Annotated in this window: 14 protein-coding genes; 5 read left to right on the forward strand and 9 right to left on the reverse strand. The window is 67.6% G+C overall.

The genetic code is table 11. The features are described from left to right. The first annotated feature begins 2 nt into the window (after positions 1–2). On the forward strand, positions 3–296 hold the full coding sequence (locus tag ACWPM1_RS02725) for a hypothetical protein (RefSeq protein ID WP_455693306.1): 294 nt from the start codon (positions 3–5) through the stop codon (positions 294–296). 3 nt (positions 297–299) lie between these two features. Here the strand turns inward: ACWPM1_RS02725 and ACWPM1_RS02730 are convergent, their stop codons facing one another. Continuing rightward, positions 300–677 carry a hypothetical protein gene (locus tag ACWPM1_RS02730; RefSeq protein WP_455693307.1) on the reverse strand — a complete coding sequence of 126 codons (378 nt, stop codon included), beginning with the start codon at positions 675–677 and terminating at the stop codon, positions 300–302. A 23-nt stretch (positions 678–700) separates the two neighbouring features. Beyond that, entirely contained in the window at positions 701–3,304 is a 2,604-nt protein-coding gene (mutS, locus tag ACWPM1_RS02735; RefSeq protein ID WP_455695112.1) for a DNA mismatch repair protein MutS, read from the reverse strand. Between the two features lie 145 nt (positions 3,305–3,449). On the opposite strand from mutS, the gene ACWPM1_RS02740 reads away from it, so the two are divergent. Both ACWPM1_RS02740 and ACWPM1_RS02745 read left to right on the forward strand, forming a co-directional pair. Beyond that, on the forward strand, positions 3,450–5,711 hold the full coding sequence (locus ACWPM1_RS02740) for an NADP-dependent malic enzyme (RefSeq protein WP_455693308.1): 2,262 nt from the start codon (positions 3,450–3,452) through the stop codon (positions 5,709–5,711). Positions 5,712–5,774: 63 nt separating this feature from the next. Further along, positions 5,775–6,158, forward strand: coding sequence for a hypothetical protein (locus ACWPM1_RS02745; protein ID WP_455693309.1), 384 nt, complete (start codon positions 5,775–5,777; stop codon positions 6,156–6,158). On the opposite strand, the gene trmB is transcribed toward ACWPM1_RS02745, so the two are convergent. The 6 genes from trmB to lptB form a co-directional block, all read right to left on the reverse strand. After that, positions 6,139–6,840, reverse strand: coding sequence for a tRNA (guanine(46)-N(7))-methyltransferase TrmB (trmB, locus tag ACWPM1_RS02750; RefSeq protein WP_455693310.1), 702 nt, complete (start codon positions 6,838–6,840; stop codon positions 6,139–6,141). The two genes, ACWPM1_RS02745 and trmB, sit on opposite strands and share 20 nt — an antisense overlap. Before the next feature lie 18 nt (positions 6,841–6,858). Then, entirely contained in the window at positions 6,859–7,638 is a 780-nt protein-coding gene (locus tag ACWPM1_RS02755; protein ID WP_455693311.1) for a sulfite exporter TauE/SafE family protein, read from the reverse strand. Positions 7,639–7,800: 162 nt separating this feature from the next. Then, the gene (gene ctrA / locus ACWPM1_RS02760) at positions 7,801–8,496 is read right to left on the reverse strand and encodes a response regulator transcription factor CtrA (protein ID WP_455693312.1); all 696 of its coding nucleotides are present in this window, start codon (positions 8,494–8,496) and stop codon (positions 7,801–7,803) included. A 156-nt stretch (positions 8,497–8,652) separates the two neighbouring features. Further along, positions 8,653–10,098 (reverse strand): peptide MFS transporter, encoded by a 1,446-nt coding sequence (locus tag ACWPM1_RS02765; protein ID WP_455693313.1) that lies wholly within the window; start codon positions 10,096–10,098, stop codon positions 8,653–8,655. 59 nt (positions 10,099–10,157) lie between these two features. Next, entirely contained in the window at positions 10,158–11,609 is a 1,452-nt protein-coding gene (gene rpoN, locus ACWPM1_RS02770; protein ID WP_455693314.1) for an RNA polymerase factor sigma-54, read from the reverse strand. Positions 11,610–11,617: 8 nt separating this feature from the next. Then, positions 11,618–12,409 carry an LPS export ABC transporter ATP-binding protein gene (gene lptB / locus ACWPM1_RS02775; protein WP_455695113.1) on the reverse strand — a complete coding sequence of 264 codons (792 nt, stop codon included), beginning with the start codon at positions 12,407–12,409 and terminating at the stop codon, positions 11,618–11,620. Positions 12,410–12,585: 176 nt separating this feature from the next. On the opposite strand from lptB, the gene ACWPM1_RS02780 reads away from it, so the two are divergent. Continuing rightward, entirely contained in the window at positions 12,586–12,951 is a 366-nt protein-coding gene (locus ACWPM1_RS02780; protein ID WP_455693315.1) for a hypothetical protein, read from the forward strand. Positions 12,952–12,995: 44 nt separating this feature from the next. Further along, positions 12,996–14,339: a TldD/PmbA family protein gene (locus tag ACWPM1_RS02785; protein WP_455693316.1), complete on the forward strand. Its 1,344-nt coding sequence runs from the start codon at positions 12,996–12,998 to the stop codon at positions 14,337–14,339. Here the strand turns inward: ACWPM1_RS02785 and ppa are convergent, their stop codons facing one another. Then, on the reverse strand, positions 14,340–14,873 hold the full coding sequence (gene ppa, locus ACWPM1_RS02790; protein ID WP_455693317.1) for an inorganic diphosphatase: 534 nt from the start codon (positions 14,871–14,873) through the stop codon (positions 14,340–14,342). Positions 14,874–14,894: the final 21 nt, after the last annotated feature.

Raw genomic sequence — 14,894 nt, forward strand, 5'->3', positions numbered from 1 at the left:
CGATGGCTACCGACCCCGATCTCGCCCCCGAAACCCACAATTCCGAGCAGGACGACGAGCAGGAACAAGCGCAATCCGTCGCCGACGAGGCGAGGGCGCTGCGCAAGGGCGACCCGACGGCCAGCGTGAAGGTCGGCGGCGGCGACGTGCAGGACCTGGTCGATCACATGCGCGACATGGAAAGCTCAGGCCGGATCGACATGGGCGCCTACGAAGGCGAGGAAAACATGGACGATAACGAGGACAAGTACGGCGAGAAGGAAGACATGAAGCGGCCTTCCGACGGCACTTACTGAGGTCTACTCGACTGCCTGCATCTGTGTGGGCGGTTCGGCGCTATTGGGAGAGACGAGGATGACCGTGTCGTGCGGCACCTCGTCGTCCTCCGTGTCCTCGGTCCCATCGCTCAGTAATTGATCGACCGGTGTGGGATCTTCTCCCACGGCCGGGTCGATCAGTTCGTCGTCGGGCGTGAACAGCACTTTCGCTTCCGGCGCGGCCAACTTGCTCTCGGTCGTCAGCCGCTCGGCCTGCACTTTCTGTTCCGCAATCTGTTGCTTGGCGATGTCGAGAGCGCCGTCGCCATTGCCCGTACCAACGAGACGCGTGACCCCCGCGAGCACGAGTGCCACGAACAGCAGGGCGAACCAGCGATTGCGAAACATGTAGCCGCGCATGGCGCTGGCATAGCCGCGATTGGTTAAGCGTCGCTTTCACCCGCCTCACGCTTGAGCGTATAGAGCGTTTCGAGTGCCTCCCGCGGGCTCAGAGCATCGACGTCGATCGCGCGCAGCATATCGCGCAAGGTGTCGCACTGCTCTTCCTCCGCCTGCGCCGCGGCGGCGAATAGGGGCAAATCGCCAAGGCCCGCCGCTAGGCCGCCGGTTTCCGCGCGGCCCTTCTCGAGCTTGTCGAGCACGGCCTTGGCCCGCGCGACGACGTGTGGCGGCACGCCGGCCAGTCGCGCCACCGCCAAGCCATAGCTGCGATCGGCGGGCCCCTCGGCCAGCTCGTGCAGAAGCACTAGGTCGCCCTTCCACTCGCGGGCGCGGACGTGGTGGAGGCTGAGCGCGTCGCAGGTTTCCGCCAGCCGCGCGAGTTCGTGATAGTGGGTCGCGAACAGGCAGCGGCTGCGGTTGCTCCCGTGGACTGCCTCGGCCACCGCCCAGGCGAGCGCCAGGCCGTCGTACGTCGAAGTACCGCGGCCCACCTCGTCCAGGATCACGAAGCTGCGCTCAGTCGCCTGCGCCAGGATCGCCGCGGTCTCGACCATTTCGACCATGAACGTCGAGCGGCCGCGCGCGAGCTGGTCGCTCGCGCCTACCCGGCTGAACAGGCGGTCGGTGAGGCCGACGGTGGCGCTCGCGGCCGGGACGAACGAGCCCGCCTGGGCGAGCAACACGATCAGCGCGTTCTGCCGCAGGAAGGTCGACTTGCCGCCCATGTTGGGCCCGCCGATGAGCCACAGCCGGTCGGTCGGCGACAGCCTGCAGTCGTTGGCGACGAAACGCTCGCCGCTCGCCGCGAGAGCGGCCTCGACGACCGGGTGCCGCCCGCCTTCGACCTCGAGGAGGGGCTCCTCGACTATCGCGGGTCGCGCCCAGCCCCCCTCGGCCGCGCGCTCGGCACTGCCGGCGGCGACGTCGATCCGCGCGAGCGCGGCGGCGGTGCGGGCGATGGCCTCGCGTGCGATACACACCTGCTCGACGAGATCCTCGAAATGCGCCTCTTCCGCGGCTAGCGCATGGCCGCCTGCTTCCGCGATGCGGCTGGCCTCTTCGTGGAGGCTCAGCGAGTTGAAACGCACCGCGCCGGCCATCGTCTGGCGGTGGGTGAAGCCGCTGTCCGCCGCCATCAGCGCATCGGCGCGGGCCGCGGGAACTTCGATGAAATAGCCGAGCACGCCGTTGTGCCGAATCTTCAGCGCGGCGACGCCGGTCTCGGCGCGGTACTTGGCCTCCAGCGCGGCGATCGCGCGGCGGGCATTGCCGCTGGTCCGCCGCAGGTCGTCCAGCGCCGCGTCGTAGCCTTCGGCGATATAGCCGCCCTGGCCGCGTTCGGTCGGCGGCGAGGGAACCAGCGCCCGCGACAGGAGGTCGGTCAGGGCGCCGTGCCCGCCGAGCTCGGGCAGGAGTAGTTCGAGCAGGGCGGGGCGATCGGCCTGCGCCGCGAGGTGGTCGCGCATGCGCCGGGCGCTGTCGAGCCCGTCGCGCAGCTGGCCGAGGTCGCGCGGGCTGCCCCGTCCGGCGACCACTCGGCCGAGCGCGCGGCCCACGTCCGGGAGCGCTCTCAGCGCGGTGCGCAGGTCGGTGCGGAGCAGCGGGTCGTCGTGGAGCCACGCGACCAGCGCGAGCCGCGCTTCGATCGCCGCACGATCGGTGAGGGGCGCCGACAGATCCTCGGCTAACTGGCGCGCGCCGGCCCCGGTCGAGCAACGATCGATCGCATCGAGCAGGCTGCCGGCGCGCCCACCGCGGGTGCTCTCGATTATTTCCAGGCTCGCCCGCGTCGCGGCGTCCATCGCCAGCGTGCCGGCGCTTTCGACCGCCACGGGAGGGAGCAGCAAGGGCAGCGAGCCCCGGCCGACATGGTCGAGATAGGCGAGCAGGCCGCCCGCCGCGGCGAGCATCGCGCGCGAGAAGCGCCCGAAACCGTCGAGCGTGGCGACGCCGTGAACCTTGCACAGCCGCTCGTGGCCGCCGTCGCTGGAATAGTCGGCGCGCCCGCGGGCGATGACGCCATCGGGCGCATCGGGCCAATCTTCGGGCGCGACCGCTTCGCTCGGCGACAGACGCGCGAGCACGGCTGCGAGGTCCGCGGCGGCGCACTCCTCCAGCGTCATCCGTCCGGTCGAGATGTCGACGCTGGCCACCCCGCACGTCCCCCGAACCTCGCACACGGCGGCGAGCACGTTGGCGCGGCGCGGCTCGAGCAGAGCTTCCTCGGTCAGGGTGCCCGCCGTCACGAAGCGGACGATGTCGCGCGCGACCAGAGCCTTCGACGACGGCGTTCCCTCGCGCTTGGCGCGGGTTTTGGCCTCTTCCGGCGTCTCGACCTGCTCGGCGATAGCCACGCGCTGGCCGGCCCGGATCAGCCGCGCTAGATACCCCTCGGCCGAATGCACCGGCACTCCGCACATCGGGATCGGGGCGCCGCCGTGCTCGCCGCGGCTGGTCAGCGCGATGTCGAGCACTTGCGCGGCCACTTTCGCGTCGTCGAAGAACAGCTCGAAGAAGTCGCCCATGCGGTAGAACAGCAGGCAGCCTTCGGCTTGCGCCTTGAGCGCGAGATATTGCGCCATCATCGGAGTCGAGCCGCCCGCCACCGATCGGGGTTAGCGCGTGGGTTGGCGATTCGGAACAAAACCTATCCGGCTTTCCCCTGTTGCCCCTGTCACCGCTAGTGAAGTTCCGTTACGGCACCGGTGAAAGCCAACAGAGGGGGCCCCATTGGCCGACGAGAAGCCCACCGCCTTCAGCGCCCGCGAGGCGCTATTCTATCACGAGACGATTCGACCCGGTAAGATCGAGATCATCGCCTCGAAGCCGATGGCGACCCAGCGCGACTTGTCGCTGGCCTATTCTCCCGGGGTGGCCGCGCCGGTCGAGGCCATCGCCGCCGACCCTGCCAACGCCGCTCGCTACACCGCGCGGGCCAACCTCGTCGCGGTGATCACCAACGGCACTGCCATTCTCGGGCTCGGCAATCTCGGCGCGCTCGCCGCGAAGCCGGTGATGGAAGGCAAGGCGGTGCTGTTCAAGCGCTTTGCCGACGTGGATTCGATCGACATCGAGCTCGACACCGAAGACCCCGACAAGTTCATCGAGGCGGTCGCGCTGATGGAGCCGACCTTCGGCGGCATCAACCTCGAGGACATCGCGGCGCCGGAATGCTTCGTGATCGAGCAGGCGCTGCGCGAGCGCATGAACATTCCTGTCATGCACGACGACCAGCACGGCACGGCGATCATCTCGGCCGCGGGCCTGATCAACGCGTGTTACTTAACGGGCCGCAACCTCAAGGACATCCGCATCGTGGTGAACGGTGCAGGCGCGGCCGCGCTCGCCTGCACCGCGCTGATCAAGGCGCTGGGCGTGCCGGGCGAGCACGTGATCGTGTGCGACCGCTCGGGCCCGATCTATCCCGGCCGCGAAGGCGTGGATCAGTGGAAGAGCGCGCACGCGACCGTGACCGAGGCCCGCAGCCTTGAGGAAGCGCTCGTGGGCGCCGATGTGTTCCTCGGCCTGTCGGCCAAGGGCGCGCTCAAGCCCGAGTGGGTCAAGAAGATGGCCGACAACCCGATCATCTTCGCGATGGCCAACCCCGATCCGGAAATACTGCCGGAAGAAGCCAAGGCCGCGCGGCCCGACGCGATCATCGCCACCGGCCGCTCGGACTACCCGAACCAGGTCAACAACGTGCTCGGCTTCCCCTTCATCTTCCGCGGGGCGCTCGACGTGCAGGCGACCGCGATCAACGAGGAGATGAAGGTCGCCGCCGCCGAGGCAATCGCCTCGCTCGCGCGCGAACGAGTGCCTGACGAGGTCGCTGCGGCATATGGCGTGAACCACAAGTTCGGCACCGACTACATCATCCCCGCCCCGTTCGACCCGCGCCTGATGGAAGTCGTTTCGAGCGCGGTGGCGCAGGCCGCAATGGACTCGGGCGTGGCGAAAGCGCCGATCGCGGACATGGCGGCCTATCGCCAAAGCCTCAAGGCGCGGCTCAACCCGACCACCTCGGTGCTCACCCGGGTCTACGAGGATGCCAAGGCCAATCCCAAGCGCGTGGTCTTCGCGGAAGCCGAGGAGGACGTGGTGCTGCGCGCCGCGATCCAGTTCCGCGACTTTGGCTACGGCACCCCGATCCTCGTCGGGCGAACCAAGGCGGTGGTCGACAAGCTGCACATGCTCGGCGCGAGCGATCCGGGCGGGTTCGAGATCCAGAACTCGGCCGACAGCGACCTGGTGCCGCAGATGGTCGACTATCTATACGACCGCATCCAGCGGCGCGGGCGCACGCTGCGCGACGTGCGCCGCATGGTGAACCAGGAACGCAACGTGTTCGCCGCCCTGCTCGTGGCGCTCGGCCACGCCGATGCGATGATCACCGGCCTCACCCGCACGTTCGCGCAGTCGATGCGCGAGGTGAGCCTCGTGCTCGATCCCAAGCAGGGCGCGCTGCCGTTCGGGATCCATTTGATGATCGGCAAGAACTACACCGTGTTCCTGGCCGACACGACGATCAACGAGCGTCCCTCGGCGGCCGACCTGGCGCATATCGCGACCGAGACCGCGGGGGTCGCCCGGCGCTTGGGACACGAACCGCGCGTCGCGTTCCTCTCCTACTCCACATTCGGCAATCCCCCGGGGCGCTGGCTCGAAAATATCCGCGAGGCGGTCGCCATCCTCGACGCGCAGCAGCCGCCGTTCGAATACGAAGGCGAGATGGCGCCCGATGCCGCGCTCAATCCCAAGGTGATGGAACTCTACCCGTTCCAGCGGTTGTCGGCCCCGGCCAACGTGCTGATCATGCCGGGTCTGCAATCGGCCAACCTTTCGGCAAAGCTGCTGCGCGAGCTCGCCGGCGCGAGCACGATCGGGCCGATGATGGTGGGCATGGAGAAACCCGTCCAGATCGCCCCGATGACCGCGCTGGCGCCCGACGTGCTCACGCTGGCGGTGCTGGCGGCGGCCGGAGTGGTCGGCTGACGGGCAACGCGTTAACCCAAGCCTGAGGGGCGATATTTAACCCTTCTGCGCCAGACCGCCCGCATGGTCATCGCAAAGCGGCCGAAGCTGGTCACCAGATATATCGGGCCGCAGGCCGGCGAGCGGGATCTCGTCTCCCTGCAAGCGCGCTGCCGGGTGGGCGAGGGCGAGGAAACCGCCGTGACGGTGCTCGATCTCGATATTCACGGCTGCCGCGTCCGCGGCATCACCGCCGCGGTCACGAAAGACGCGCCGGTGCGGCTCTGGCTCGGCTCGGTCGGACCGATCGCCGCGCGCCTGCGCTGGGTAAAGCAGGGCAGCGCGGGACTGGCGTTCGAAGGGCCCCTGACCGACGACCAGTTGGCCGAAGCCAACACAAGCGCCGCGTGGACCGCGCCAACACGCGTGGTCCCACTGCGCCGCTCGCTCAGCGACGCCGAAACCTGAAGTACCCCACCTCGTGCCCGTAGACCGTGCGGGCCTTGTGCTCGTATCGGGTCTCCGGCCAGCCCGAAGGGCGTTGCTGCCAGCTCGACTTGCCCTCGGTCACCCACTCGAAAACGTCGGCGAAGCGGCGCATCACCATCAAAGCGTGGCGCAGGTAGACCGGATGGTCGGTGCCGAAGCGGAACTCGCCGCCGGGCTTCAGCTTGTCCGCGAACATCGCCACCGGCCCATCGTTGATCATCCGCCGCTTGGCATGCTTGGCCTTCGGCCAGGGGTCCGGGTGGAGCAGGTAGAGCATGGTCAACGCCCCGTCGGGCACCCGGCGGAGCACCTCGAGCGCGTCGCCGTGATGGATGCGGACATTGGCGAGGTTGCCATCGCGCACATGCACCAGCGCCTGGGCAACGCCGTTGACGAAAGGCTCGGCGCCGATGAACCCGTGATCGGGCAGGAGATCGGCGCGGTAGGCGAGATGCTCGCCGCCGCCGAAGCCGATCTCGAAGTGGAGCGGGCGGTCGTCTCCGAACAGCGTTGCCGAGCAAACCGGTATTTCGGCCGGAGGCGAAATCTGCGGGAGCAGGTTGTCGACCAGATCCTGTTGGGCGGCACGCAGCGGCTTGCCCTGGCTGCGGCCGTAAAGGCGGTTGAGCGTGGTCGGATCGCCGGGTTTGTGCGCGGTCATGGCGAGACGCGCCTAAGCCTATTTCGAAAGCGCGGTCCACACGCTGTAGGCGCTGGTCACCGTCAGCACCACGCCGACCATGAACAGCAAGCCGCGCGTCGGCACGCGCTTGGCCACCACCGCGCCGAGCGGCGCGGCCGCCACCCCGCCGATCAGCAGTCCGAGCATCGGCTGCAGCACGTCGGGAGTGAGGCCCTCGAAGCCGATCGAGATCAGGAACGTCGCCGAAATCGTGATCGTCAGGAAGAACTCGGTCGCGCTCACCGTGCCGATGGTTTCGCGGGGCGGGGAGCCCTGGATGATGAGGTTGCTGGTGACCACCGGCCCCCATCCGCCGCCGCCCGCGGCGTCCAGGAACCCGCCGGCGAGGCCCAGCGGCTCGACGATCTTGGGCTCGCGCGGATGCAGCGGGAAGCCGAGCCCGCGATAGAGCAGGTAGAGCCCGATCCCGGTCAGGTAGATCATCACCAGTGGCCTCGTCACCGAGGCGTCGAGCGAGGTCAGCACGTAGGCCCCCAGGATGCCGCCGATCACGCCGGGTATCAGCAGCCGCAGGAACAGCCGCCAGTTGATGTTGCGATGAAGCGCGTGGCTGATGCCCGAGGCGCCGGTGGTGAAGCTCTCAACCACGTGGACCCCGGTAGAGGCAACCGCCGGGCTCACGCCCATTACGCCGATCAGCAAGGTGCTCGAAATTACCCCGAAGGCCATGCCCAGCGCGCCGTCGATCAACTGCGCGGCGAATCCGACGGCAATGTAGGGCAGCAGCGACAACAGGTCGATTTCGCCGAAATTCATCGTGCCGTTCCTTTGCCCGCCCGCACGATTTGGCCGGACAAGGGCGGCGGCGAAACAAAGATTTTCTACGCTATCCGGGCCGGAACCGTCGTCGCCCTAACGGAAAACGCCCGGAGTGCGGACACTCCGGGCGGCTCTCCCCGTCCAAAAGGAACTTGTGATTTAGGCCGCTTCGGCCTCTTCGCTCGGGTCGCGCAGCACGTAGCCGCGGCCCCAGACGGTCTCGATGTAGTTCTCGCCGCCGCATGCGTGCGAAAGCTTCTTGCGCAGCTTGCAGATGAAGACGTCGATGATCTTGAGCTCGGGCTCGTCCATCCCGCCATAGAGGTGGTTGAGGAACATTTCCTTGGTCAGCGTGGTGCCCTTGCGGAGCGAAAGCAGCTCCAGCATGGCATATTCCTTGCCGGTGAGGTGGACCCGCGCGCCATCGACTTCGACGGTCTTGGCATCGAGGTTCACCGCCAGCTTGCCGGTGCGGATGACCGACTGGCTGTGGCCCTTCGAGCGGCGCACCACGGCGTGGATGCGGGCGACCAGCTCTTCCCGGTGGAACGGCTTGGTCACGTAATCGTCGGCGCCGAAGCCGAAGCTGCGGATCTTCGAATCCATTTCCGAGATGCCCGACAGGATCAGCACCGGGGTCTGCACCTTGGCGACGCGCAGCTTCTTGAGCACGTCGTACCCGTGCATGTCGGGCAGGTTCAGGTCGAGCAGGATGATGTCGTAATCGTACAACTTGCCAAGGTCCAAGCCCTCCTCGCCGAGATCGGTCTGGTAGACGTTGAATCCCTCGGTCGTGAGCATCAGCTCGATCGCCTTGGCCGTTGTCGGCTCGTCCTCGATCAGCAACACACGCATCGCCAGGTCCCCCCTGAAAGCCCCGAAATTCCGCGGGTAATTCCCCGGTAAGGGGTGTTGTTCGCGGTTAACCACAAAACGTCTGAAGGAAAAAGGTTAACGCGCAGTAAAGCGCGCTGGCGAATTCGCGATGAGTCTTTCCGGCAACACCCGGGGTCAGTGGGCCGGAACGGCGGCGGCGGGAAGCTCATTGCCCTCGCCCTGGCGGTCCGCCGCTTCGAGCAGCCGCTGAATCGGGCCTGCGAAGATCAGCATCATCACGGCGCCGAAGGCGGGCATCGCGGCGGTGAGAAGGAAATAGAGCGACGCGCCGAGCGGCTCGTAGAAGCGGCCGAGATAGCCGAGCGCGAAGAAGCCCAGCGCACCGGCCAGAGCGGACATGGCGAACATGGTCCCGTTGACCGATTGCGGGGCGTAGCGCGCGATGATGCCCTTCGAGGGAGGATCGATCCAAGCGTAGGCAAACCCCAGCACGAGGTAGAACGCCAGCCAGAAAGCCATCGGTACTTGGGCCATCGATGCGGCAAGCCCGATGATGATGAAGGCCGAACCGATCATCAGGTTGCCGATCCCGATCTTGCGGATGTCGCCGGGCTCGCGCCCGCTCGCCGCAAGGCGCGCCCATACGCGGTTGGCGAACAGCACGCCCAGGATGGTCAGGATGCCGTCGGCGGTGAGGATCCAGGTGACCGGCATCTCGAAGCCGCCTACGGTCCGGTCGACCTCGGTGTCGGCCCACACCACCATGATGCCATAGGCCTGCTGCGCCGCCGCGAAGGCGAGAATGCGCGGAAGCAAGGTGAGTAGGATCGCGAGCACGGTGACCCATTGACCCCGCGTGAGCGGCGCGCGCTTCTCGCCGCGAGCGACGCGGTCGGGCGGGAAATGCGTGCGGCCGGCAAGGTAGGTGCCGAGCCCGATCAGCATGCCGATACCCGCGGCCCCGAAACCCCAGTGGTAGCCAATCCGCTCGCCCATCGTGCCGGCGATCAGCGGCGCGGCGAGTGCGCCGACGTTGAGCGCCATCAGGTAAATGCCGAAGGCGCGGGTTCGGCGGCTGTCGGTCGGATGATAGAGCCCGCCGATCTGCGCGGCCAGGTTGGCGATGAAGCACCCCCCGCCGAGGATCAGAAGCAGCAGCGCGAGAAGGAACAGCGCCTCGCTCGCCATCGTCAGGTGGCCCGCGCTCATCAGCAGGGCGCCCAGCGTCACGGTCTTGGTGCGGCCGAGGACCCGGTCGCCGAGCCAGGCGCCGATCAGCGGCGTGACCAGGATGAGGCCCGAATAAAGCCCGAAAGTCTGCGCCGCGAGGGCTAGGTCGGTCATCGGCCCGAACACATTCTCAAGCACCGAGCGATAAGTTGCCAGGCCCACCACCTTGCCGGAATTCTCCGGCAGCAGGAGGTACTTGGTCATGTAGAGCATGAGCAGCGACTGCATCGCGTAGAAGCTGAAGCGCTCCCACAGCTCGGTGCCGGCGAGATAGCCGAGCCCGCGCGGGTGGCCGAAGAAAGCGGTGTCGGCGCTGTGCCCGGCGTGCGAACCTGTGGGATCGGCGATAGTTTGCCCTTCGGCGCCCGTGCTCGTGTCGCTCGTGGTCATGCGTCGGCTCTCCCCGGGGCCGGTCTATCCCAAGCCTATGTCGCGGCAAGCGAATTCGCTCAGCGGACCCCGGCGAGCTTCTTCGCCCGGCGGCGCTGGACCGAGCTGCCGATGCCCATCGCCTCGCGGTATTTGGCGACGGTGCGGCGAGCCAGGTCGAAGCCTTTCTCCCTCAGCAGATCGACCAGCGTGTCGTCGCTGAGGATGTCCTTGGGATCCTCGGCCTCGACCAATGTGCGGATGGCCGCCTTCACTGCCTCCGCGCTGGCGGTGCCCTCGCCGTCGGCGGTGGCGACGCCGCTGGTGAAGAAGTACTTCAGCTCGAACGTCCCGCGCGGGCAGGAGAGGTACTTGTTGCTGGTCACCCGGCTGACCGTGCTTTCGTGGAGCTCGATCGCTTCGGCGACCGCGCGCAAGGTGAGCGGCTTCAACTCGGATACGCCGCGCCGGAAGAAGCCGTCCTGCCGCTTCACGATTTCGGCCGCGACCTTGAGGATCGTCCTGGCGCGCTGGTCGAGCGCCTTGAGCAGCCAGTTCGCTTCGGCCAGCTGCTCCTTGAGCCATCCCTGGGCGGCCTTTTCGCCGCCGCTGCCGCCGCGCAGCTCGAGGTAATAGGAGCGGTTGACGATGAGGCGCGGCAGCGTCGCCTCGTTGAGCGCGATGTCCCACCCGTCCGCGGCGGGCTGCAGGAGGATATCGGGCTCGACCGCTGCCTGGCCGCCACCGCCGAACTGCAGGCCCGGGCGCGGGTCGTAGGCGCGCAGCTCGGCCAGCATGTCGGCGAAATCCTCGTCGTCGACCTCGCACATGCGCTTGAGGCGCGACACTTCGCCGCGCGCGACGAGTTCCAGATTGTCGATCAGCCGCGCCATGCAGGGATCGTAGCGGTCGGCCTCCTTGGCCTGGAGCGCGAGGCATTCGGCGAGGCCGCGGGCGCCCACCCCGGTGGGATCGAGCTGCTGCACGACCGTAAGCGCGCGCTCGACTTCCGCGAGCGGCACGCCGAGCGCGCCCGCCACTTCGGCGAGCGAGAGGGTGAGGTACCCCGCCTCGTCGAGCTGGTCGATTAGCGCGCGGGCGATGAATTCCTCGCGGCTGTCGCCCGCCACCGCACCAACCTGGGCGTGGAGGTGCTCGGCGAGAGTGGGCCCTTCGCCACTGCCGCGTTCGTCGATTTCGGGACCATATTCACCAGTGCTCGCGGGCGAAGCACTCCAATCACCGGTGTCCCGGTCATTATCCAGCGCTTGATGGTCGATATCGAGCGCTTCATTGCCGTCGTTTGGCGCGTCGGCGGAGGCCTCCTGGGGCATGGCCTCGAGCGGCATCTCGGGTGCGTAGTCGCGGCTGACCTCGCCCAGTTCAAGCAGCGGATTGGCTTCGAGCGCCTCGCCGATAAAGGTCTCCAGCTCGAGGTTCGACAGCGCGAGCAGGCGTATCGCCTGCTGCAGCTGCGGCGTCATCACCAGCGACTGGGACTGCCGGAGATCGAGACGCGGACCCAGCGCCATCGCTCAGCTCACAACGTGAAATTCTCGCCGAGGTAAAGCCGGCGCACGTTCTCGTCGGCGACGAGAGCCTCGGGAGTGCCCGCGAACAGCACCTGGCCGCCGTAGATGATGCACGCGCGATCGACGATCTCTAGCGTCTCGCGCACGTTGTGATCGGTGATCAGCACGCCGATGCCGCGGGTCTTGAGGTCGCGGACGAGCTCGCGAATGTCGCTGATCGACAGCGGATCGATGCCCGCGAATGGCTCGTCGAGCAGCATGATCGAGGGCTTGGCAGCCAGCGCGCGGGCGATCTCGCAGCGGCGCCGCTCGCCACCGGACAGCGCCATCGCCGGGCTCTCGCGCAGGCGGGTGAGGCCGAATTCATCGAGCAGGCGGTCGAGCTCGGCCGCGCGGGTTGCCGGGTCGGGCTCGACCAGCTCGAGCACGCAACTGATGTTCTGCTCGACGGTCATGCCGCGAAAGATGCTGGTCTCCTGCGGCAGGTAGCCGAGGCCGAGGATCGCGCGGCGATACATCGGCAGCTTGGTGACATCCTCGCCATCCATCAGGATGCGGCCCGAATCGGGACGGACGAGGCCCATGATCGAATAGAAGCACGTCGTCTTGCCGGCGCCGTTCGGTCCGAGCAGGCCGAGCACCTCGCCTTTGCCCACGGTCAACGAAATATCGCTCAGTACCGAGCGCTTGTCGTAGCTCTTGGCGATCGAAATGACTTCGAGGCCGCCGTTGGGAAGCGGCGCCGTGGCGTCGGCTACGGGGAAAGGGCGGGCTTCGCCGGCGCGATCGAGTGCACTCATCGAGAGGTCGTTTAGCATCGTGCGAGGTCCTGAAAACCCCCGGCGATGGCAATTGGCAGGTTTCGTGCATGTCCTGAGACGGGCCGCTTTGCGCAACAAGGTTGCCGGCTCTTGCTCCGCAGCGCACAATTTGAGATAGTCCCGCTCGGAGAGAGTTACCTGGGAGAATAAGGCCGATGGCCAAGGCGATCGATCGCACCGCGTCCCCTGCGCGCAAGCTCGACTGGCGCAAGCGCATGAGCGACAACATCGCCTACGCGCTCCTGGTCTATACGGGCCTGCAAATCTGGGTCACCGTCCACGCCCTCAAATCGGGTTCCCCGTCGCTCCTTCCCTACCTCGCGCTCATCGTTCTCGTAGCCGCCATCATTCCCGCCTGCCGCGCCTTCGAAGGGCGTTGGATGAACATCTCCGACGAGGCGGCCGCGGATCCCGGGTACAAGCCCGCCTACCGCCGCGACCAGATGCTGCTCTGGGCCCTGGCTATCGGCCTGCCGTTCGCGCTGACGGGCATTTTCAAGCTCCTCGCCGCGGCTTTCTGAGCGCTGCGCTTGCCGCGCGACGCACCGCGCCTTAGCTGCGCGGGATGGATCCCCAGAACCTTCTCCACGCTGCCGAAGCGCTCGTTTCCGCCGCGCGCCGCCTCGGCGCCGACGCCGCGGACGCTGTCGGCCGGGCCAGTTCTTCGCAGGGCGTCGGCGTAAGGCTCGGCCTGCTCGAAGAGCTCGACAGCTCGGAGAATGTCGAGATCGGCCTGCGCGCGTTCGTCGGCCAGCGCTCGGCGAGCGTATCGAGCGCGGACCTGTCGCCGGCAGGGATCGCTGAGCTTGCCGAGCGGGCGGTAGCGATGGCGCGGCTCGCGCCGGAAGACCCCTATGCTGGGCTGGCGCCTGCCGAGGCTCTTGCGCGCGACCCCTTCCCCGACCTCGCGATCGCCGACGATGCCGAGCCGAGCCCCGAAGCGTTGCGCGAACGCGCGCTGGCGGTCGAGGACGCCGCACGCGCGGTTTCGGGCGTGGCCAATAGCGACGGCGGCTCCGCGACGATAAGCCGCGCCGCTTCCGCGCTGGTCACGAGCAACGGATTCTCCGCCGTTTACCGTGGCACGGCGCATGCGCTCGCCGCCAGCGTCATCGCAGGCGAGGGCGAGAATATGCAGCGCGACTACGCGTCCCGCAGCGCGCGCCATCTCGCGGATTTGCCGAGCGCGGAGGAAGTCGGCCGCTTGGCCGGCGAGCGCGCTGTGGCGCGGCTCTTGCCCGCCACGGTCCCCAGCGGACCGATGCCGGTTGTATTCGATCACCGGGTGGCCAGCTCCCTGATCGGCCATCTCCTCAGCGCGATGAGCGCGCCGTCGATAGCGCGCAAGGCGAGCTTTCTCGCGGGGCGAGAGCAGGACGCCCCATTCGCACCCGGCATCCGCGTGATCGAGGATCCGCTCAAGCCCCGCGGCCTGCACTCACGGCCATTCGATGGCGAGGGGGTAGCTTGCCGACCGCGTGCCCTGGTTGACGAGGGCCGGATCACCGGATGGCTGACCAACGTCGCGTCAGCCGCCCAGCTGGGCCTGCTGCTCACCGGTCATGCTGCACGCAGCGGCAGCGGCGCCCCTGGAGTGGGGGCGAGCAATGTCGACTTGCTCGCAGGCGACGTGTCGGTCGACGAGTTGATCGCCGACATCAAAGATGGCGTGCTGATCGACTACCTCATCGGGCAGGGGGTCAACCCCGTCACGGGGGACTACAGTCGCGGAGCCGCGGGGCGCCGGATCGTCAAGGGCAAGATCGAGGGGCCCGTCGCGGGCTTCACGATTGCCGGCAATCTCATCGCGATGTTCGGCGCGATGCGCGCCGCGAACGACCTCGAGAACTGGCGCTCGATCAACGCGCCCACCGTGCGGGTAGTCGGCATGACGGTCGCGAGCGGCTGATTACTTGGCGGCGTTCGCCCGCTCGATGCATTCGAGCACGATCCGGCGCGCTTCGGCAGCGTCGCCCCACTTGCCCACTCGGACCCACTTTTCCGCCTCGAGATCCTTGTAGTGGGTGAAGAAGTGCTCGATCTGCTGGAGCACGATCGAGGGCAGGTCCTGTCGCTCGCCGACATCCGAGTAATACGGGAAGGTGGTGTCGACCGGCACGCAGATGAGTTTCTCGTCCCCGCCGTGCTCGTCCTCGAGGTTGAGCACGCCGATCGGGCGGGCGCGCACCACGCAGCCGGGGATGAAGGGAGACCGCGAGATGACCAGCGCATCGAGGGGGTCGCCGTCGTCCGACAGCGTGTGTGGAATGAAGCCGTAGTTGGCCGGATAGCGCATCGGCGTGTGCAGGATGCGGTCGACGAACAACGCGCCGCTCGCCTTGTCGAATTCGTACTTCACGGGTTCGCCGCCCGTCGGCACCTCGATGATGACGTTAAGGCTCTCGGGCGGGTTATCGCCCACGGGAATCTTGTCGATCTGCATGGCGCGCGCCCCTAGCGGCGC

The sequence above is a fragment of the Tsuneonella sp. HG249 genome (assembly GCF_053819205.1).